Source organism: Clostridioides sp. LIBA-7602 (assembly GCF_056688945.1).
Genome location: NZ_CP196991.1, coordinates 3,975,847 through 3,996,610 on the forward strand (window position 1 = coordinate 3,975,847; position 20,764 = coordinate 3,996,610).

Here is a 20,764-nt window from a genome sequence, read left to right on the forward strand (position 1 = left end):
ATACTATATCACCTTAAAAATAATCCGTCAACACCTTTTTAAAATTTTTTATTTTATTTTTCATATATCAAGTTTCTTTAACTCTTCTAAATCGAGTGTTATCAACATATTAAGCATATCTTTTCTTTTGATTTTATCTTCATATTTTTCTATAACTTTTTTTCTAATATCACCTAATACATTTAAATATTCCTCATAATCTTCAGTATATATCTCTTCAAGCTCCTTTTTTATCTTTGATGATAGTGAAGGGCTCTTACCCCCAGTAGACATACTTATAAGCAAATCACCTCTTTTTATATATGATGGGACAGTAAAATTTGATACCTCTACATTATCAACAACATTTACTAACTTCTTTTTTGTTCTACAATATAATCCTATTTCCATATTCAATTCCCTATTATTTGTTGCAGCAATTATTACAGAAGCATTTTCTATATACATTTCTTTATAATCATCTTTTATTATCCTTATATCTCCTTCTAAATCATAAAACCTATTTGAAAGTTGTTTAGAAACTATAGTAACACTCTTATTAAAGTTTAAAAAATTCTTACATTTTCTATATGCAACTTCTCCTCCACCAATTATAACTACATCTAAATCATCTAATTTTAAATTAATAGGATATAGCATTTTATACCTCCAAAGTTTATTTAATTACATAAATAAAGTATAGAAATTATAAATTAGTATCTATTCTTATTTAATAAATTTCTAAATAAAAACATGCTAAAATATCTAATTATAATTTCTATACTTTCTAAGATTCTTTTTCTTTATAAAATTTATTTTTGCAACAACTTAGCAATATCTTTAGCAAAATAAGTTATTATTATATCTGCTCCTGCTCTTTTTATAGATGTAATTGATTCAAGAATTACATCTTCATTTAATAAACCTTCTTTTACAGCATACTTAAGCATAGAGTATTCTCCACTTACATTATAAGCTGCTAGAGGTAAATCAAAATTGTCTTTAACTCTTCTTATGATATCTAAATATGATAATGCAGGTTTAACCATAAGTATGTCTGCACCTTCTAATATATCAAGCTCAGTTTCTATTATAGCTTCATTGCTATTTGCTGGGTCCATTTGATATGTTTTTCTATCACCAAAAGATGGTGCTGAATGAGCTGCTTCTCTAAAAGGTCCATAGAAATTTGAAGCGTATTTAACACTGTAAGCCATTATTCCTATATTCTCTAACCCATTTTCATCTAAAGCTTCTCTTATCGCTTGTATTCTTCCATCCATCATATCAGATGGAGCTACCATATCTGCTCCAGCTTTAGCATGACTTACAGATATTTTAGCTAAATACTCTAATGATTTATCATTATCAACATAGCCAGTATCAGTTAAAATTCCACAATGTCCATGACTTGTATATTGACACATACAGACATCTGTTATTACATTCATATCTGGATTTATCTCTTTAACTTTTCTAATTGCCTTTTGAACTATTCCATTATCATTAAATGCTTGTGAAGCACACTCATCTTTTTCATCTGGCACTCCAAATAACATTATATGTTCAATTCCTAACTCACTTATTTCTTTTATTTCTTCTTCTAACTTATCTATAGATAAATGATAAACATCTGGTAAAGATTTAATTTCTTCTTTAATATTTTCTCCCTCTACTACAAACAGCGGGTATATCAAATCTTCTACATTCACTTTAGTTTCTCTTACTAAATTTCTTATTGCTTTACTTGCTCTTAGTCTTCTTGGTCTTCTTAACATAGTAATCCTCCAAAATTAATTTTTTATGATTAAATCTATTAATGAATCTATAGTAGATTTAGTAGCTTCTTTATATAGCTTTATTCCCAAACTATTTATTGTCTCTGTAGTTATAGGTCCTATGGATAGCGTTTTTATTTTGTCTAATATTTTAATATTTTCTTTTCCTATAATTTGAACAAGATTATTTACTGTTGAAGAACTAGTAAAAGTTATATAATCTATATCTTTAGAATTTAAAATATCTAATATCTCATCTTTTTTACCTTCATCTATTACTGTTCTATATGTATGTACTTCTGTTACTTCACAAATATCCTTAAGCTTGTCAACTAGATAGTCTCTAGCATTTTCTGCTCTTGGTATAAGTATATTATCACTACTTTTCAAAATAGGCATTAGCTCTTCATATAGTGATTCTGCTACAAATTTTTTAGGTACTATATCAGCTATAATTCCTCTTTTTTTCAATTCATTTGATGTAGCAGAGCCTATAGCACATATTTTTAAATTAGATAATATTCTTAAATCAAAATTCATTTCATATATCTTTTCAAAAAAGATTTCTACAGCATTTTTACTAGTTAATATTAGATAATTATATTTGTTTATATTTTTTATTTCGTTTTCTAACTTAATATTATTTTGTATCTTTTCTATCTTTATAGTAGGTATTTCAACTGGATTTCCACCTAAATCCATTATTTTTTCCACCAATACACTATTTTGATTTCTAGACCTAGTTACAGCAATACTTTTTCCAAATAAAGGCTTATTCTCAAAGAAATTCAACTTTTCTCTAAGACCTACAACGCTTCCAACTACTATAAGGGTTGGTGGCTTTACTTCTTCTTTAATAGCAGTTTCATAAACATTCTCAAGTGTAGATGTAACAACTCTTTGATTGTACCTAGTTGCCCAACTTATAAGAGCAACTGGTGTATCTTTATCTTTTCCCTCTTTCATTAAGTTTTCACTTATTTTCTTTAAGTTTGATATTCCCATTAAAAACACAAGAGTACCTTTATTGTTTGCAAGAGCATTCCAATTTAATTCTCCACTATCATCACCTTTCAAGTGACCTGTTATTACATGAAAAGATGAAGCATGTTCTCTATGCGTTATAGGTATACCAGCATAACATAAGCCTCCTATAGCAGAAGTTATTCCTGGAACTACTTCAAATTCTATACCTTCATCTACTAAAGTCTCTGCTTCTTCGCCTCCTCTACCAAATACATAAGGGTCTCCACCCTTAAGACGAGTCACATATTTTCCTTCTTTAGCTTTCTCTGCTATAATTCTATTTATATCTTCCTGTGGCAAAATATGATTACTTGATGCCTTTCCTACATATATAAGTTCACAATCAGGCCTAGCCTCTCTTAAGTAACTACTATTTGCTAATCTATCATATACTATTACATCTGATTTTCTTATACACTCTAGGCCTTTTAAAGTCATGAGTTTATAATCTCCTGGTCCTGCTCCTACTAAGTAAACCTTACCCTTCATAATTCTCATACTCCTTCAACACAAGTTTAGCTAACTTTAAACCTAACTCTCTAGGGGAAGAAATATCTCCATCTATAGACTTAATTACTACTTTAGTCCCTTCTGAATCTCCATATAGACCAGTAAGATGTATCTTATCTTGGATTATTTCACAATAAGCTGCCATTGGAATATGACAACTTCCATTAACACCATCCAAAAAACCTCTCTCAGCTAATATTTGGATTTCTGTATTTTCATCTTTTAGTGAATTTACTATTTCTTCTATATTACTATCATTACTTCTTATTTCTATAGCCAAAGCTCCTTGAGCAGGTGCTGGTATAACAACATCAACAGGTAAATAAGAACTTATTTTTTCTTGTAAATTTGCTCTTATTATTCCTGATGCAGCTAACACAATCCCATGCATATTTTCATCTTTTATTTTTCGTATTCTAGTTTCCACATTACCTCTAACTTGTACTATATTTAGGTCAGGTCTTTGCTTTAATAATTGAAATTTTCTTCTTTTACTTCCTGTTCCTATTACTGCTCCATGAGGTAAATCGTCTAAGTTTTTATATCCTTCTCTAAGTATTAGAATATCTCTTGGGTCTTCTCTCTTAGGTGTATGAGCAAATTTTAGTCCATCTGCTAAATAAGAGGGCATATCCTTCATACTATGTACTGCTATATCTATTTTTCCATCCAATAGTTGTTGCTCTATTTCTTTAACAAACAATCCTTTATCGCCTATTTTATCTAGGGAAACATTTTGAATCAAGTCCCCTTTTGTCTTTATAACTTTAATCTCAAAATTAATATTTGGATACTTCTTTTTTAGTTCATTAATTACCCATTCTGTTTGTATAAGTGCTAGATTACTACCCCTAGTTCCAACCACGATATTCATACTAAATCTCCTTTAAAATGTTACCTTTATCTATTTTATTTTGTTCTCTTTATTTACTAGTATTGTAGAAAAATAAGATATCTTATCTTCAAGATGTGCCTCTCGTAAATCTTTAAATACAGTTTCACCTTCTTGAGACGAATTACTTACTAAAATAGCATGTTCTATTAGATTATATTTTTCTAGTTTCTTTATTATTTCTTTAAAATTCTTATAAACTTTCATCAATACTATTGAGTTATAATTTTGTAAAGCAAGTTCTATTTTATCACCTTCCATAGTACAAGGAACTATTACTAAGGCTTCCTTATCCATAACTAGTGGGAAATTTTGATTAGATGCTATATTAGAAAATGATGAAATCCCTGGTATAGTCTCGACCTCTATCTCATCTGATATTCTCTCCATTATGTACACATATGTGCTATAAATCATAGGGTCCCCTAATGTTACAAACCCTACATTTTTTCCATTCTTAACATCTGCAGCAATCTCTTCAGCTACATTGTCCCATGCTATATTCTTTTCATTTCCATCAAAACACATTGGAAAATGTCTAGATTTTATCTCTATTGATTCATTTAAGTATTCTTTAACTATTGATAAAGCTAAGCTATCTCCACCTTTTTTTGATTCTGGAGTATATAAAATATCTAGTTTCTTTAATGTGCTAACTGCCTTCATTGTAAGTAAAGAACTATCTCCTGGCCCTGCTCCTATACCATAAAATTTAACATTTTCTGCACATTTAGTCGCATGACGAACAAACTTATCTTGTATATAAGGATTTTCACCTAAGCCTTTTAAATGTATATTTACATTAAACCCATTCTCTTCTAAGATTGTTTTCCAAGAATCTTCTTCATCTCCTGCCATATCATTTATAGCATGGTCACCTGCAACTAACATAAATGGCATTAGATTTACAGTTTTTATATTTCCTTCTTTTAATCTTCTTATTACATGTTCTATTTCTGGATAACCTTCAACTGTACCAACATAAGCATTTACTCCATTATCTCTAAGCATATACTCTAATGCTGGATATGCCGAATGTGACTCATGAATAGTTCCATGACCCATGAATACTACTGCTTCATCATTTTCCATATGAGGGATTTGATGCTTAATTGCCTCTACAGATTCTTGATAGTCCTCAATATGCGTAAGTAAGGGTCTACCTAATACAATCTTTTTAAATTTAGATGAGTAGCTTTCCACTTGTTCTTTTAACTTGTTAAATTCTTCTCCACATATAATATGAAGAGTTTGAATTATTACTTCATCATATCCTTGTTCATATATTTTATCTAAAGCTTGTATTGGATTGTCTATCTCTATTCCATCTCTTTTTCTTATTTTATTTATTATCATATTTGATGTATAGGCTCTAAAAAAATCGTAATTTTTTAATGAATTTTTTATTTTATTTTCACATATATCTATTGTCTTTTCTCTCGTTTCATTATAGCTTGTACCAAAACTCACTACTAATAAGGCCTTCTTCATATGTTCTCCTCCTAAAAAATTATACAAGTATGTCTTTAATTTTGTTTATATCATTAATTACATTTTCATAGTTAATTGATTCTCTCTTAATAATTATCACTGGTATATTGAAACTTTTACATGCATTTACTTTTTCTAAGAAACCACCTGCTATTCCACTTTCTTTTGTTATAACTAAGTCTATGTCATAATGTTTATAAGTTTCTTCGTTTATACACTGGCTAAACGGCCCTTTCATAGCTACTATATTGTCTGCGTTTAAACCTAATTTTTCACAACTTAGTATAACTTCACTAGTTGGAAGAACTCTAACTACTAAGTTTTTATCATTTATTTCTTCTACAAATCTATTCAAATTTTTACTTCCTGTTCCTATGAATATATTTTTTCCTATTTTATTTGCTATTTCACAGGCTTCTTCAATTGTATTTACTATAAACTTATTATCATAATCTATTTTTTCAATTAGAGATTTTCTCTCAAATCTTATATATTCTATATTTGATAGTTTTGCACAATACATAGCATTTTTAGATACTTCAACTGCATAAGGATGAGTTGCATCTATTATTTTTACTATATGGTTATCTTTTATAAATTTTAGCATTTCCTCTTTTCCGAGTTTCCCTAAAATTACATTTTTTGTATGTCGTTGTGCAAGTTCCTTTCCATAATCTGTGGTCACTGAAAGGATATATGGTTGCTTTAGTTCATTTATCTTATCACATATAGATAAGCTATCTGAAGTTCCTCCTAAAATCAAAATCATACTGTATAGCCTCTTGGAGTTATCATCAACTCACCATCAATATAAGTAGATTTATTTCCAATTATAACCATTGTAGTCATATCGACTTTTTCAAAATCCATATTTTCAAAAGTACATACAAATTTTTCTTCCTTTTCTCTGCCTACATCTTTAACCACTCCAACAGGCGTATTCCCACTTTTAAATTCACCCATTATTTTAAATGCTTTACTTAAATGCTCACTTCTTCCTTTACTTCTTGGATTATATAAACAAATTACAAAGTCAGCTTCAGCAGCTAATTTCAACCTTTTTTCAATTACTTCCCATGGAGTCATTAAATCACTTAAACTTATATGACAAAAATCATGCATAATAGGAGCTCCAAGTATCGCTGCTGCACCAATACTTGCAGTAACACCTGGAATCACTTTTACTTTTATATCTTCTTTTTCTTTAGATATTAATTCTAAGATAAGTCCTGCCATTCCATATATTCCAGCATCTCCACTACTTACAACTGCTACCTTTTTTCCTTTTTTAGCTTCTTCTACTGCTTGTTTACATCTGTCAACTTCTTGTCTCATACCATTTTGAATTATTTCTTTATTTTGTATAAATTCTTCTATTAAATTTATATAAGTTTTATATCCAACAATAGCCTCAGAATCTTCAATTGCTTTTATTGCTTCTAAAGTCATGGTATCTTTGCTTCCTGGACCAATTCCTACAACGTATATCATATTTTTATTCTCCCCACTGAAAAAGTTATTCCTTTATATTTATGTTTTTCAACTATTAAATTACCTTTGCTCAAAAGATATGCTACAGGCTCTGCTACTGAATACACTCCCACATTTTTTTTAACAAAATCGGATTTATCAAATAAATTATCCACCTTTGATATTTCATCTATTGAAAATGTTTTAAATTGTATTTGTAGTACTTTTGATAAATCAATGATTGCCTTCTCATCTTTTTTCAGCTCTATACTTCCAATCATATTTATTGCTCTTATATCTATATTTTGTTTATTAAGAAATTCTACAAGCGAGTTATACATTAACTCACTATCTGTATTTCTCCTACAACCAATTCCTATTACTATATCTTTTGGAATTACTCTTATTATTTTTTCATTAATATAACCATTCTCAAACTCATTATCTGTATTTAAATTTTCAACATCTCTAATACAATTTATTTTATGGCTTATTATAACCACTTTTTCTATGTACTTATCTAAGAAACTCTCTTTTAATTCATCAATGTTTTCTATAAACTTAAATCCTCTAGTATCAACTTGATACCCTTCATCAACATATAAGCCAACACCTTTATTATTAACTAACATAGAATTCACTTCTTTTACATTTTCTCTGAAGTTATCAATGTGTGCATTTAGGTTCTTTGCTATCATGTCTAAGGAAGCTTTTTGATTTACATCAGTGGCTGTTGTTATTACTGGGTTAGCATCGATAAGATTACTTATATAATGTGTTAAATTATTTGCTCCTCCAATATGCCCACTCAATAAACTTATTACGTTTTTGCCTTTTTCATCTAGTACTAAAATTGCTGGGTCGCTAAATTTACTCACTATATATGGTGCTATACTTCGTACAACTATACCTGTAGCCATTATAAATACTATGTACTGAACCTCCCATGACTAAAGTCATAGGGTTCCTGCTTCATAGAATTTTGCATACTAAAATATGTCTTACAAACTCTCCACAGGCTATCCCCGTAGTTCCTACGGTTCTTACATACGTTATCTATTTTAAACTGTTATTAGTCTTAACCCTTCTTTTAATATATTTATACTTGCATTTATATCTCTATCATGAGTTTCATTACAACAAGGACAAATCCATTCTCTTATATTTAAATTCTTCATTTCCTCGTTTTTGTACCCACATTTATTGCATATTTGTGAACTTGCAAAGAATTTACCTACCTTTACAATTTGTCTACCATACCAATTAGCCTTGTATTCTAATTGACGAACAAATTCTGACCATGACACATCAGAAATTAAGCGAGATAGTTTACTATTTCTAGTCATATTCTTTACTTGTAAATCTTCTATGCAAATAATATCATTCTCTCGTATTAATTTAGTAGATAGTTTTTGTAGAAAATCCTTCCTTTGATTAGCTATATGTTCTTGAAGTCTTGCAACTTTTAATCTTGCTTTATTTCTATTTAAACTACCAATTGTTTTTCTCGATAGTTTTCTTTGTAATTTAGAAAGTTTATTTAATGACTTCTTAAGATACTTAGGATTTTCTATAAAGTCTCCACAACTTGAGATACAAAATTCTTTAATTCCTAAATCTAAACCTATCTGATTATTAGTATTTTCAAATGCTTCAATATCTATATCAGTACAACATAATGATACATAATATTTACCACTTGGTTCTTTGGATACAGTAGCATTAAGTATTCTCCCTTGAGGTACTTGTTTATCCCTTACTTTAACCATTCCAAGTTTAGGTAATTTTATATATTGACTAAAGTACATAATATTTCCATTGGTAAAGTTAGTTCTATATGAAAATCTGTTAGTTTTCTTTGATTTAAATTTAGGAAATCCTGCATTTTCTTTAAAGAATTTTTTATATGCGTTTTCTAAATCTTTTAAGGTGTTTTGTAGTGAAAATTTGTCAGGTTCTTTAAGCCACTCTAATTCTCTTTTTAAATTGGTCAAATCAGAACTGCACTGTTTATAAGTAAAAGTTTCTTTATTGTTTTCATAAACTTCTATTTTTTTAGAAAGATACTTATTATATACAAATCTACAACATCCAAAAGTTTTGTTAATTAACTCTTGCTGTTTTTTATTTGGATACATTCTAAACTTATAAGCTTTTTCCACTACTATCACCTCACTTTAATTGTTTTTTATGATTATTAATATACATATCTGAGTAACTTCTATTTTTCATCACCCATTATAATATTAACAAACGTAATTATTTAAAACAATTATTTCGAAGGTTTTATATCTATTTTTAAATAACATATGTAAGAACCGTAAGTCCTAACTTTTATCATTTTTGAAGTTGTCGTTCACATAAGTTCGCTACTACCTATGCAGTTCTCTTATGAACTTCTTACACTTTCATGCAAGCACAGACTATATCTTATCCTTCGGCATTATCCGTTAAGGTCTACCCACTTCCACTACCGATAACTTGTAGTGTACTTCCCTCAAGAGGAATAGTCGTTGAAGTTTCTCCTATTTGGAGCTTACCTGCTGATTGCCCATTTTAAAGTACTTAGGGTTTAACCTTATACCATCTAACCAATTTTTTCTACTTTCGTAACTTTCACACTTAGGTTTATTTCATCCTTATGTTTTAGTTTGGTTAGCTTTAGGGGTTTCCAGCAATTCAAGTAGTATTGGATAGGTTCTATCCTATCTCTACATATAAGTTTCCCTATACGCTGACTACTTTAGCTACTAACTCATGACTAAAGTCACAAGTGTGCGTAGCTATTTTTTAATCAAATTTATTAAATACTTCTCCCACAAAATCACTTAATTTCTTTTGAACTATATGTACACATGTTTCTTGAACATTTAGATCACTTTTTTTATTTTTTATTTGATATATAACACAGTTACTTACTAAAGATTTTATCTTTATAGCTAGATTCTTACCATTTTCTGTGATACAGATTATAGCAATATTACCCTCTATACTCATGTTTAAAATCCTTGTCATATAACTTTGAGTTATTATATTCTTCTCCTAAGAATCTTCCAACCATTATTAAAGCAGTTTTGTTTATATTATTTTCTTTAACTTTTACAGCTATGTCACTTAAAGTTCCTTTAACTATTTTTTCATCTGCCCAAGTTGCTTTATATATAACTGCTATAGGGGTATCTTTTGGATATCCACCTTCCAGTAATCTAGACACAACTTTCTCAATTTCTTGAACAGATAAAAATATTACCATAGATGTTTGATGCTTAGCATATGATTGTATTGATTCTTTCTCTGGAACTGGAGTTCTTCCTTCCATTCTTGTTATAATTACACTTTGAGAAATTTCTGGAACTGTATATTCAACACCTAAAGATGAAGCTGCTCCTAAAAAAGAACTTACTCCTGGAGTGCAATCATAGTCTATATTCAATTTATTTAAATCCTCCACTTGCTCTCTAATTGAACCATATATAGAAAAATCACCTGTTTGCAATCTTACAACAGACTTATTATTTTCTATACCTTCTCTCATTACATCTATTATCTCTTGTAAATCCATATGTGCACTATTATGTATTTGGCAATCTTCTTTACAATATTCCAGAAGTTCAGGATTAACAAGAGAACCTGCATATATTACTACATCTGCATTACTTAATAATTTGTATCCTTTTAGTGTTATTAATTCTTTATCTCCAGGTCCTGCTCCTACAAAATGTACTTTATTCATAATCATTTTCCCCTTTTTCACAAGATATTATATATATAGGATTTAGTGGTTTAAAGTATTCACCTTTTCCTAGTTTCTCTAGTTTAGAAACATTCAAAACGCATACATCTATTTCTTTAAATCCATATTTTTTTAGTAGTTTTAAAGTTTGATTAAAAGTATCTATTATTATAAAATTAGCTACAAGTCTTCCTCCTGTAACCAAACTCTTTTTAGACCATTCTATTATTTCTTCTAAATTATTTCCTGTTCCACCAAGGAAAATAGACTCAACCTGAGTATTTAATCCTATATCGATTGGAGCATATCCTTTTATTACTTCTATATTTTTTAAGTTGAATTTTTTTACGTTTTTATCTATAAGCTCTATAGCAACATCATTTTTTTCTATGGATATAACATTTAAATTTGGATAATTATATGCTGCTTCAATACTTACACTACCTGTACCAGCCCCTATGTCTATAAAGTTTTTAGCATTAACTAAATTCAACTTACTTATTGATATTGCTCTAACTTCTTCTTTAGTAATTGGAACTTTCCCTGTTATAAATTCACTATTCTTCATCTAAAATCACCACAACATTCATCTCGAAATTGTCCATTCTTATTATATCTTCTGGTTTTGCTATTGTTATTTTTTCATTTTCATATGACAAATTTTCTCCTACAACAATAATCTTATTTAGATTTCTATCCATTATTTCTTTACTTATTTGTTTTGGCCCTATCTTAGAGTCTGTAACCATACATACTTTTTTATGTGATAGTATATAATCAAAATCTGGTACTTTACCATGACTACTTGTGATATATACATCATTCATATCAACGTATATTTTTGAAAATATATATTGTAATGAACTAATTCCAGAAACCATATTTATTATTTTGTTGTCAATATTCTTAGATAGATATCTACCTATACCATATATTAATGGGTCGCCAGAAGCTATTACTGATATTTGCTTTTCTTTATTATTATTTATGTACTCTATAATTTCTCTCAAATTAGAATCTAAGATTATTTTTTCTCCTTTGAAGTTTTTTATAGATTCTAGATTCCTCTTACCACCAATTAATACATCAGAAGTGGAAATTAAGTTTTCACCTTTTTTTGTTATATAGTCCAAATTCCCAGGCCCTAGACCTATTATGTTTATCATATAAAGACCTCCACTAATGCATCTGTATTATCCGATTTACCTAACAATGACTTATCCATTGAAAATATCATCACTTCCACATCAATATCATCTGACTCTTCATTTAAGTATTGCTTTACTCTATCTCTACATTTATTACTTAATATATTATACACCTGTTTATATTCACTATTATTTATTATATCTACAGCTTCTTCAGCTGTTAGGCACTGATTTATTTTATTTAAAAATTCATATGTAGCTCCCATTAAGGCTAAATTTGCCACTAATATCTCACTTCGAGCATCTGCTACTTTACTATGAGTATTAAAGATACCAGCAGATACTTTTATAAACTTACCTATATGGCCAGCCATTAATATTTTTTTATATCCTATTCTTTGAGCTTCTTTAATCATATAGCCTACAAAGTTACTCATTCTAACTACATACTTAATATCTAAGTTTAGTTTATCTCTTATAAACTGTTCTCCATGATTTCCTGGAACCAGTATTATTTTATCTAAGCCTTGTTCTTTTTTCATTTGAAGTTCTATAGATAAAGATTTTTTCCATCCTTCATCACTCATAGGTTCAACAATACCAGTTGTACCTATTATAGATATTCCTCCAACTATGCCTAATCTTGGATTAAATGTTTTCTTTGCTACTGCTTCTCCTTGTGGAGCAAAGATTGTTATTTTTAAAACTTTATTATCTCCAAGTATAGATTCAAAATTACTTCCTACAAGCTTTCTTATTTCCTCGTTTATCATTTTAAGTGGAGTAGGATTTATAGCTGGCTTACCAACATCTACACTAAGCCCTTTTTTGGTTACTACCCCAATACCAATCCCACCATAAACTCTAATAAATTTATGTAAATCACTTTGACTCTCACTATTAGTACTTACACTACCGATATCATATAAAGTAAGATACTCTTTGTCCTCATCGTTTTTGGATACAATTTCAGCTCTTGCATAAATATCCATAGTATGAGTTGCATCGATGTCATCTCCACCATCTTTTTTTATGGAGCACTCCACAAAAGAATTAGAAATATTTACATTATCGACCTTTAATGATAGTGGTATCCCTTTAGGGGTATCTATATTTATAGTATCAATCTTATTTTTTGTCATCAACATGTACACAGCAGCCTTAGATGCACCTGTTGCACATGAACCTGTAGTATATCCTCTTCGATATTTTTTACCATCTATATACACATATTCTTCCATACACATACCTACATAGTATATAATATAGCATTTACTATTGCTGCTGCTAAATTACTACCACCTTTTCTGCCTTTAGAAATTATATATGGTATATCTGTTTTTTCAACTTCGTCTTTTGATTCTTGTGCCCCTACAAAACCTACAGGAACACCTATAACTGCATCTAAATCTAATCTTCCTTCTGATTTCATCTCCATAACTTTATATAAAGCTGTTGGTGCATTTCCTAAAACAAATATCTTTCTTCCATCTTCTTTAGCTGCAATCTCTACTGCTGCCATGGAACGAGTAATCCCTTTCTCTTTAGCTAATTTTGCAGTTTCTTCGTCTGCTACTAAACATTTATATTTACATCCTAATGCTTCTAGCTTTCTTTTATTTATCCCACTAAGAGCCATATTTGTATCAGTATAAATACTCGCATTATTTTTTAATGCATCTATTATACTATCTACTGCTTCTTCTGATATTTTTAATATGTCTAAGTAATCAAAATCTGCAGTAGTATGTATAGCTCTCTTTATTATTTTTTCTTCGATAGTATTCTTAAATCTATAATCTGGTCTAATCTCATCTATTATCTCTTGTATTAATTCAAAACTTTTTTCTTCTATTTTCATAGGATTCTTTATGTATTGCATTCTATTTCCCCCTTAATTCCTCCATTTATTATGTTCAATGTATAAATCTTATTATAAACAGAATTTATATTAGATTCACATAAAACATTTATTATATTTTTATCATCCATAAACCTATCAATTAAAATACCTATTACTGTACCACTGTGAGCAATGTTTACTCCATATGCTCCACATTTTTCAGCTATTTTTATGATTTCATTTAAGTACTCTTTTTTTTCTATATTTTCATTTGCTAAACTACTCAAAGTACAAGCCTCTCCAACTAGAGATAAGTTATCATTTTTCAATCCTTCTTCTAAAAGAGTAAATGACTTTTTTATGATTTCCCTATTTTCTATTTTTAAGGTATTATAATCTTTCCTCAGCCTAATTTTCATAGTATCTAGTACTTTATTGGGCTCAAGTATTATAACTTTTGCATTACTTATATTTCCTAGGTATTTTATAACAGTTCCATTTAGAGGATTAAATATGCTATTTTTGTCTATAAATATAGAATCTGTTGGCTCTATTTCTGCTGCTAATTTACAAATCTCTTCACTACTCAAGTCTTTATCTATCAATGATAATGTTGCCTTTATAGTAGCTCCTATATCGGCAGTCGAACTTGCCATCCCTTTTCCAATAGGTATTTTACTATCTATATTCAAAGAAATATTTTTAGTATCTTTTTTAGGCAAATTAAACTTTTCAAATACCTTCTCAATTGCCAATCTTGACTTATATCTACCTAAATTTATATCTACTAATTTTTCTTCAATATACACTTTGGAATACATATCTATTGCATATGAGCATAAATATTCTTCATCATCAATTATCCCTTGTACAAACTCTCCACAAGATGCTGGGCATATTCCATAAGATTTCATTTTAATCACCCAATAAACTTTTTATATTTTCTATAAGAATTTTATTATCCTCATGAGATTTTATAGCTACTCTTATAAAACTATCATCTAATCCTACAAAGTTAGATGCATCTCTAACCAATAGATTTCCTTGCTTAAACAAATCTTTTTTCAATTCTCTAGATGTTTTTTTATAAATTTTTATCAAAATAAAATTAGCATCTGTATCATAGACTTTTATATTTTTTACGTTTCTCAACTCTTGTAACATGTATTTTCTTTCTTTTATGTAATATTCTTTACTCTTTCTAATATACTCTTTATCTTCAAAAATAAAATCAGATAGTATGTCTGCAAAAGAATTTATAGTCCATGGCTCTTTGTATTCATAAATTTTGTCCATAATGTTAGTATTACTTGTAATACCATATCCTAACCTTAAGCCAGGCATACCAAAAAACTTAGTCACAGCTTTAATGATGAATATGTTTTTATTTGATTCTATATATTTTACTAAGCTATACTCATTTTCATCTTCAACAAATTCCATAAAAGTTTCATCAACTATTAATAGCTTTTCGTGTTGACCTAATAAGTAAACAAGTTCCTTTAAGTCTTGAACATTCCCACTAGGATTATTAGGATTACATATAAATAAGCTGTCAAATTTTTCAATGTTCTTTTTTATTATATCTATATCAAGTTTAAAATTATTTTCCGAATCTAACTCTAATTCTATAATATCTAGATTGTTTAACTTAGCACTTCTTCTATATTCTGAAAATGTAGGATTTATTATAGCTAATCTTTTTTTAATACTCCTCATAAGCAAATAAATCACTTCTGTAGCACCATTTCCAGGTATTATAAAGTTTGGATTTATATCTATATATTTTGATATATTTCCTCTCAAGTTTGTATAGTTTATATCTGGATAATTCCTACACTCTTTTAATCCTCTTAAAATGTATCTTTCTAAATTTGGTAATACATTTGGATTTATATTTGAACTAAAATCTATTATTTCTTTTGGGTCTTTCCCATATAATTTTGCCATTTCATCTACATTGGCACCATGCCCTAAATCCTTCATCTATGTCCCCCTTAAGTTAGCAAACCATAATTTATATAATTAAGTTAATTAAAATCGCCCTACATAACATATATACTAGTGTAAATACTAATATAGATACAAAGGAAGATGCATACATAATTTTATTCGTTTTAATTATATCCTCTTTATCTATCTCCCTAAGCTTATCCCCTATTGTTGGCTTATATACTTTTTCTCCAAAATAAAAATTGGTACCTCCCAGTTGTATTCCTAAAGCACCAGACACTGCCCCCTCTGAAAAAGCACAATTTGGACTTTTATGATTCTTTCTATCTCTAATGGATATTTTAAAACAATTTCTATAGTTGTAACGTAAAAAGAAACTGCCAATTGTCATAAGAATAACAGATATTCTAGCTGGTATATAATTGGCTATATCATCAATCTTAGCAGAAGCAAAACCAATATCTTTATATTTCTCATTTTTATATCCAACAGTTGAATCTAATGTATTTATAGCTTTATACGCCATAGCAAGTGGTGCTCCTCCAATAAATGCATAAAACATAGGTGCAATTATACCATCTACAGTATTTTCTGCAACAGTTTCTACAGTCGCCCTTATTATCTCAGACTCACTTAAATTAGTAGTATCTCTACCCACTATATAAGATAACTGAGTTCTAGATTTCTCTATATCTCCAGTTTTTAATACATTATAAATTTTTAATGCTTCATCTTTTAAACATTTTGTAGCTAGTGTTGTATAAATTAGAAAACTATTTACTACAACACTCAAAAATACATTAAAACTAAATAACTTCACTATAGCATAGGTTATTAAATACGTTATTCCAACAGTTATAAACCATAATATAAATCCGCCAAATTTTAATTGTTTATCACTCTTAGAGACCTTCCTTATTATACCTTGAGTAAAATTTATAAGCTTACCAATAAACCTCACTGGATGAGGAAAAGAATATGGGTCTCCTACAATTAAATCTGTCACATACCCTATATAAATAGATAAAATATTCATTTACTTATTTCCTTTATTCAAAAAATTTTCTATACAATTTAAATTATTATAAAAATGAGTATGAAGATATGTAGCTAAAGTGTTTCCTTTACTATAACCACCATCCCATTCTTCTACTATATTTCCATCTCTTTCTTTTTTCATCGAATATGCACACTTCTCATCACTCTCAAATATTGAATGATGAAACTCATGTCCTTTAATCGTCTCTCCCTTTTTAGATAAAAGAGTATTTTCTTTAGCTACACCAATACAGTATCCAAATCTCTTTAAAGAAGATGTCATCTTACTAATTCCACTAAATATACCAACCATATTAAATTCTTGTTCTTCTTGATTCAATAGTTTCTCACCTAGGTACATCAGTCCTCCACATTCTGCATAAATAGGTATATTGTTATTATGTGCTTCTAATATAGAGGTTCTCATTGACTCATTTGCTTCTAGTTCTTTTCCAAATATTTCTGGAAAACCTCCTCCAATATAAATATAATCTGAAGTTGGCACTGATGTATCTTCAAGAGGACTAAAATAATTTACTTCTAATCCAAGTTCTTCTAAAAGCTCTATATTTTCTCTATAATAAAAATTGAATGCCTTATCATATGCTATAGCTATTGATTTATTATTAACATGCTTTTTTATTCCATTATTTTCTATCAAAGTTTGAAAATCGAAATCACTCTCAAACTCATCACTTTCCGAGATTTCGATTATTCTATCAATATCTATATAACTTTCAATTTCATCAGCTAAAGTATAAAATTTTTCTCTTAGAGATTTCATCTCTACACTAGGAACCAATCCTAAATGTCTAGATTCTAAAGAAAATTTATTATTTGGAGGAAAATATCCCAATACTTCAACATTACAATATTTCTCTATAGAACTCTTAATTATTTGATAATGGCTATTAGTCTTAACATTATTTACTATGACACCTTTTATATTTACATCTTTATCTAATTCCTTATATCCTAGTACCATAGCAGCACTAGATGCTGCCATAGATTTTCCATTTATAACTAATATAACAGGTGATTTTAACACTTTCGAAGTATGTGAACTTGTACAGTTATCTAAATCTATTCCAAAACCATCATACAACCCCATAACACCTTCTATTACTGAAATCTCTGCATCCTTTGAGGACTTATTTACTATATACTTTATTTTTTCGTCATCTAACATATAAGAATCTAGATTTCTGGAATGTCTTCCAGTTATAAAAGTGTGGTATGAAGGGTCTATATAATCTGGCCCTACTTTATATGGCTGTACTTTCATATTTCTCTTGACTAAAGCTTGCATTATCCCTAATGATATTGTCGTCTTACCTACTCCACTACTAGTACCTGCAATTAAAATTTTTTTCATAATACACCTCCTACCTAAATTATAAATACAGAATCATTATTATTTCATAATCTCATATATTTTTTCTATATCTAAATGCTCTCTCAAAAAATCAGCCAATTTATCATATTCTTTATCTTTAAATTCATCAAAAGAGTTTACCTTGCTTTCTAATTCTTGTAGACCTTTTTTCATTCTTATATTATTTAAAATTTTCCTTGTAAAACTTATTTCATCGAAAATTCCATGAAGATAAGTTCCGATTACATTCCCATCTTTATTTATGCTTCCTTCAGTATAATTCACTTCTTCATCCAGTTTTTTTGTTATCAGGTCCAAGCTTCTTACACCATTACCTCGATTTGTAATACCCATATGGATTTCATAACCTTTGACTTTCTTACCTTTAAGGCCATTCATATATTCACCAGTACATTCAACAATAGTAGCTTCTACCTGTGTTGTAGTTTTTTCTTTCTCAAATATTGTTTCTGTATCTAAGAGACCTATACCATCAACTTCTTCAATTTCACTTTCAACATGGTAAGGGTCTTTTAATTTTTTACCTAGCATTTGATATCCACCACATATACCAAATATCAATTTACCCTGACTATATAAATTTTTAATTTGTGACTCAAGACCACTTTTTCTTATATATGTTAAATCATCTATAGTACTTTTAGTTCCAGGTATTATTACCATATCGGGATTTCCTAAAGATTCCCCATAATCTACATACCTAATACTTACATCTTCTTGCGTCTCAAATATATTGAAGTCTGTAAAGTTAGACATATGTGGAGTTCTAATTATTTCTATGTGTATATCGCTTTTATTCATTTTTTTCTTGAATCTAGTAGTCACACTATCTTCATCTTCTATTTTTATATCTGTATAAGGAACTACACCTATAACTGGTACTTTTATGATGTCCTCTAACATCTTTACTCCATCTTGTAAAAGCTCTTTTTTGCCTCTAAATTTATTAATTATTACTCCTTTTACTCTTTTTTTCTCATCTTCACTTAATAAAAGCATTGTTCCTACCAGTGATGCAAATACTCCACCTCTATCAATATCTCCAACTATTATTACAGGTGCATCCGCTATTTCTGCCATACCCATATTAGAGATATCTCTATCTTTTAAATTTATCTCTGCATTACTACCTGCACCTTCCATAACCACAATATCATAGATTGAATTTAAACTATCAAAGGTATCCTTCAATACATCTACCAATTCCAGTTTATAATCATGATATTGAGAAGATGGCATTTCCCCTATAACCTTCCCTCTTACAATAACTTGACTTTTGTTATTTCCAGAAGGTTTTAATAAAACTGGATTCATATCAGCTATTGGCTCTATTTTCGCCGCTTCTGCTTGAAACACTTGTGCTCTTCCCATTTCTAATCCTTCTTTAGTTATAAAAGAATTTAAAGCCATATTCTGAGATTTAAAAGGAGCAACAGTATAACCATCTTGTTTAAATATTCTACACAGCCCTGCTACTAAGATACTTTTACCTACATTCGATGCTGTTCCTTGTAGCATTATTTTTTTCCCCACTTTCTAACCCCTCCTTGTTAAAATTTACTAAAAGACAAATAAAAAAAGTCCTAATGCTTCTAAAGATAGGACTTTTATACGTATTAATTAAAAATCTTTCACCCCGAAGACCTCTTGTTTTAAATTAAATTAGGCAGGTATCCTGGCTTAACTTCATCCTACTTCTATAACCTTCCCATCAAATTGACAGTGGTATTTATAGTTTCGTTGGTTTCACAGTAGCGGGGGCTGCAAAGGCATCTAACCTTTTTCCCTTTTAACATATAATTAAGAACCTAATTTTAATCTAATATTCTATTTTCATTGATATTCTTACAGACATATATTATAATACTTAATTTCAATTAAATTATATAAAATCTGTAAAATTCATTTTATCTACTACAGTAAATCCACTATTAACTTCTAAAACCGTAATAGACGCATTATCAATTTTAAAGTTCCAATGATATTTATAACTACCAGAAATCAAATGTGTTATTATATTTCTTATTGTTCCTGCATGAGAACATATAAGTATTGTTTTTATATCTGAATGACTATCATTTTCTAAAATTATATTATCAATCTCTTTTGCCACTCTTTTATAAGAGTCTATAAGACTTTCTCCACTTGGATATCTATAGTTGTTACCTTCTTCTATCATTTTTTCGAATTCTTTGGGATATTTGACTTTAATTTCCTCAAAAGTTATTCCTTCAAAGTCTCCAAAACTAATTTCTCTTAGAGTTTCTTTTTCTTCTATTTCTATTAACTTTAATCTTGATATTTTTTCTATTGTATCCTTAGTACGTGAAGATGGCGTCGTGTAAATTCTGTCTATATTTTCATGACTTAGATATTTAGTAATTTTATTTATTTGCAATTTACCTTCTTCACTAATACAACTATTTATGTGACCTGATAATCTTCCTTTTTTATTATCATTTGTCAATGCATGTCTTATTAATATTAATCTTATCATATTATCACCA

The 20,764-nt window shown here is 28.8% G+C and carries 21 protein-coding genes and 1 riboswitch; all 21 genes read right to left on the minus strand.

Annotated features, from left to right (window positions below; translation table 11 throughout):
• Positions 1–60: 60 nt before the first annotated feature.
• Entirely contained in the window at positions 61–639 is a 579-nt protein-coding gene (locus ACTG45_RS18405) for a precorrin-2 dehydrogenase/sirohydrochlorin ferrochelatase family protein (protein WP_021386343.1), read from the minus strand.
• Positions 640–791: 152 nt separating this feature from the next.
• On the minus strand, positions 792–1,757 hold the full coding sequence (gene hemB, locus ACTG45_RS18410) for a porphobilinogen synthase (protein WP_021386360.1): 966 nt from the start codon (positions 1,755–1,757) through the stop codon (positions 792–794).
• Positions 1,758–1,772: 15 nt separating this feature from the next.
• Entirely contained in the window at positions 1,773–3,272 is a 1,500-nt protein-coding gene (gene cobA / locus ACTG45_RS18415; protein ID WP_021386366.1) for a uroporphyrinogen-III C-methyltransferase, read from the minus strand.
• A complete protein-coding gene (gene hemC / locus ACTG45_RS18420; RefSeq protein ID WP_021386352.1) occupies positions 3,262–4,167 on the minus strand; it encodes a hydroxymethylbilane synthase in 906 nt (301 codons plus the stop codon). The genes cobA and hemC overlap by 11 nt, the downstream gene beginning before the upstream one ends.
• A gap of 30 nt (positions 4,168–4,197) precedes the next feature.
• On the minus strand, positions 4,198–5,676 hold the full coding sequence (locus tag ACTG45_RS18425) for a cobalt-factor II C(20)-methyltransferase (RefSeq protein ID WP_021386359.1): 1,479 nt from the start codon (positions 5,674–5,676) through the stop codon (positions 4,198–4,200).
• 19 nt (positions 5,677–5,695) lie between these two features.
• Positions 5,696–6,445, minus strand: coding sequence for a precorrin-6A reductase (gene cobK, locus ACTG45_RS18430; protein ID WP_021386350.1), 750 nt, complete (start codon positions 6,443–6,445; stop codon positions 5,696–5,698).
• Positions 6,442–7,167: a precorrin-3B C(17)-methyltransferase gene (gene cobJ, locus ACTG45_RS18435; RefSeq protein WP_169470255.1), complete on the minus strand. Its 726-nt coding sequence runs from the start codon at positions 7,165–7,167 to the stop codon at positions 6,442–6,444. The genes cobK and cobJ overlap by 4 nt, the downstream gene beginning before the upstream one ends.
• Positions 7,164–8,078 carry a cobalt-precorrin 5A hydrolase gene (gene cbiG / locus ACTG45_RS18440; RefSeq protein WP_479920304.1) on the minus strand — a complete coding sequence of 305 codons (915 nt, stop codon included), beginning with the start codon at positions 8,076–8,078 and terminating at the stop codon, positions 7,164–7,166. The genes cobJ and cbiG overlap by 4 nt, the downstream gene beginning before the upstream one ends.
• A gap of 129 nt (positions 8,079–8,207) precedes the next feature.
• Entirely contained in the window at positions 8,208–9,317 is a 1,110-nt protein-coding gene (gene tnpB, locus ACTG45_RS18445) for an IS200/IS605 family element RNA-guided endonuclease TnpB (RefSeq protein WP_479919550.1), read from the minus strand.
• A gap of 619 nt (positions 9,318–9,936) precedes the next feature.
• Positions 9,937–10,143 carry a hypothetical protein gene (locus ACTG45_RS18450; protein ID WP_479919551.1) on the minus strand — a complete coding sequence of 69 codons (207 nt, stop codon included), beginning with the start codon at positions 10,141–10,143 and terminating at the stop codon, positions 9,937–9,939.
• A complete protein-coding gene (locus tag ACTG45_RS18455; protein WP_021386369.1) occupies positions 10,127–10,879 on the minus strand; it encodes a cobalt-precorrin-4 methyltransferase in 753 nt (250 codons plus the stop codon). The genes ACTG45_RS18450 and ACTG45_RS18455 overlap by 17 nt, the downstream gene beginning before the upstream one ends.
• Positions 10,872–11,447: a decarboxylating cobalt-precorrin-6B (C(15))-methyltransferase gene (locus ACTG45_RS18460; protein WP_021386341.1), complete on the minus strand. Its 576-nt coding sequence runs from the start codon at positions 11,445–11,447 to the stop codon at positions 10,872–10,874. Before ACTG45_RS18460 ends, ACTG45_RS18455 begins: the two co-directional genes overlap by 8 nt.
• Entirely contained in the window at positions 11,437–12,045 is a 609-nt protein-coding gene (locus ACTG45_RS18465; RefSeq protein WP_021386351.1) for a cobalt-precorrin-7 (C(5))-methyltransferase, read from the minus strand. The genes ACTG45_RS18460 and ACTG45_RS18465 overlap by 11 nt, the downstream gene beginning before the upstream one ends.
• Complete coding sequence (gene cbiD / locus ACTG45_RS18470) at positions 12,042–13,268, minus strand: cobalt-precorrin-5B (C(1))-methyltransferase CbiD (protein WP_479919552.1); 1,227 nt, start codon at positions 13,266–13,268, stop codon at positions 12,042–12,044. Before cbiD ends, ACTG45_RS18465 begins: the two co-directional genes overlap by 4 nt.
• A gap of 8 nt (positions 13,269–13,276) precedes the next feature.
• Complete coding sequence (locus ACTG45_RS18475; RefSeq protein ID WP_021386364.1) at positions 13,277–13,909, minus strand: cobalt-precorrin-8 methylmutase; 633 nt, start codon at positions 13,907–13,909, stop codon at positions 13,277–13,279.
• Positions 13,897–14,784, minus strand: coding sequence for a GHMP family kinase ATP-binding protein (locus ACTG45_RS18480; RefSeq protein ID WP_021386346.1), 888 nt, complete (start codon positions 14,782–14,784; stop codon positions 13,897–13,899). Before ACTG45_RS18480 ends, ACTG45_RS18475 begins: the two co-directional genes overlap by 13 nt.
• 1 nt (position 14,785) lies before the next feature.
• Positions 14,786–15,856 carry a pyridoxal phosphate-dependent aminotransferase gene (locus ACTG45_RS18485; RefSeq protein ID WP_021386349.1) on the minus strand — a complete coding sequence of 357 codons (1,071 nt, stop codon included), beginning with the start codon at positions 15,854–15,856 and terminating at the stop codon, positions 14,786–14,788.
• Between the two features lie 31 nt (positions 15,857–15,887).
• Positions 15,888–16,859 (minus strand): adenosylcobinamide-phosphate synthase CbiB, encoded by a 972-nt coding sequence (cbiB, locus tag ACTG45_RS18490; protein ID WP_021386358.1) that lies wholly within the window; start codon positions 16,857–16,859, stop codon positions 15,888–15,890.
• Complete coding sequence (locus tag ACTG45_RS18495) at positions 16,860–18,236, minus strand: cobyrinic acid a,c-diamide synthase CobB (protein WP_021386354.1); 1,377 nt, start codon at positions 18,234–18,236, stop codon at positions 16,860–16,862. It lies immediately after the preceding gene.
• A 39-nt stretch (positions 18,237–18,275) separates the two neighbouring features.
• Positions 18,276–19,790: a cobyric acid synthase gene (locus ACTG45_RS18500; RefSeq protein ID WP_479919553.1), complete on the minus strand. Its 1,515-nt coding sequence runs from the start codon at positions 19,788–19,790 to the stop codon at positions 18,276–18,278.
• Between the two features lie 115 nt (positions 19,791–19,905).
• A riboswitch (cobalamin riboswitch) is annotated at positions 19,906–20,084 on the minus strand.
• A 55-nt stretch (positions 20,085–20,139) separates the two neighbouring features.
• A complete protein-coding gene (locus tag ACTG45_RS18505; RefSeq protein ID WP_479919554.1) occupies positions 20,140–20,754 on the minus strand; it encodes a histidine phosphatase family protein in 615 nt (204 codons plus the stop codon).
• Between the last annotated feature and the right edge of the window lie 10 nt (positions 20,755–20,764).

Coding starts and splice junctions, on each gene's coding strand:
- ACTG45_RS18425 (WP_021386359.1), bottom strand. CDS start 5,676: ATGAAGAAGGCCTTATTAGTAGTGAGTTTTGGTACAAGCTATAATGAA.
- hemC (WP_021386352.1), bottom strand. CDS start 4,167: ATGAATATCGTGGTTGGAACTAGGGGTAGTAATCTAGCACTTATACAA.
- ACTG45_RS18455 (WP_021386369.1), bottom strand. CDS start 10,879: ATGAATAAAGTACATTTTGTAGGAGCAGGACCTGGAGATAAAGAATTA.
- cobJ (WP_169470255.1), bottom strand. CDS start 7,167: ATGATATACGTTGTAGGAATTGGTCCAGGAAGCAAAGATACCATGACT.
- ACTG45_RS18405 (WP_021386343.1), bottom strand. CDS start 639: ATGCTATATCCTATTAATTTAAAATTAGATGATTTAGATGTAGTTATA.
- ACTG45_RS18475 (WP_021386364.1), bottom strand. CDS start 13,909: ATGCAATACATAAAGAATCCTATGAAAATAGAAGAAAAAAGTTTTGAA.
- cbiB (WP_021386358.1), bottom strand. CDS start 16,859: ATGAATATTTTATCTATTTATATAGGGTATGTGACAGATTTAATTGTA.
- cbiD (WP_479919552.1), bottom strand. CDS start 13,268: ATGGAAGAATATGTGTATATAGATGGTAAAAAATATCGAAGAGGATAT.
- ACTG45_RS18485 (WP_021386349.1), bottom strand. CDS start 15,856: ATGAAGGATTTAGGGCATGGTGCCAATGTAGATGAAATGGCAAAATTA.
- cobA (WP_021386366.1), bottom strand. CDS start 3,272: ATGAAGGGTAAGGTTTACTTAGTAGGAGCAGGACCAGGAGATTATAAA.
- ACTG45_RS18480 (WP_021386346.1), bottom strand. CDS start 14,784: ATGAAATCTTATGGAATATGCCCAGCATCTTGTGGAGAGTTTGTACAA.
- ACTG45_RS18450 (WP_479919551.1), bottom strand. CDS start 10,143: ATGAGTATAGAGGGTAATATTGCTATAATCTGTATCACAGAAAATGGT.
- cobK (WP_021386350.1), bottom strand. CDS start 6,445: ATGATTTTGATTTTAGGAGGAACTTCAGATAGCTTATCTATATGTGAT.
- ACTG45_RS18465 (WP_021386351.1), bottom strand. CDS start 12,045: ATGATAAACATAATAGGTCTAGGGCCTGGGAATTTGGACTATATAACA.
- ACTG45_RS18460 (WP_021386341.1), bottom strand. CDS start 11,447: ATGAAGAATAGTGAATTTATAACAGGGAAAGTTCCAATTACTAAAGAA.
- hemB (WP_021386360.1), bottom strand. CDS start 1,757: ATGTTAAGAAGACCAAGAAGACTAAGAGCAAGTAAAGCAATAAGAAAT.
- ACTG45_RS18505 (WP_479919554.1), bottom strand. CDS start 20,754: ATGATAAGATTAATATTAATAAGACATGCATTGACAAATGATAATAAA.
- ACTG45_RS18495 (WP_021386354.1), bottom strand. CDS start 18,236: ATGAAAAAAATTTTAATTGCAGGTACTAGTAGTGGAGTAGGTAAGACG.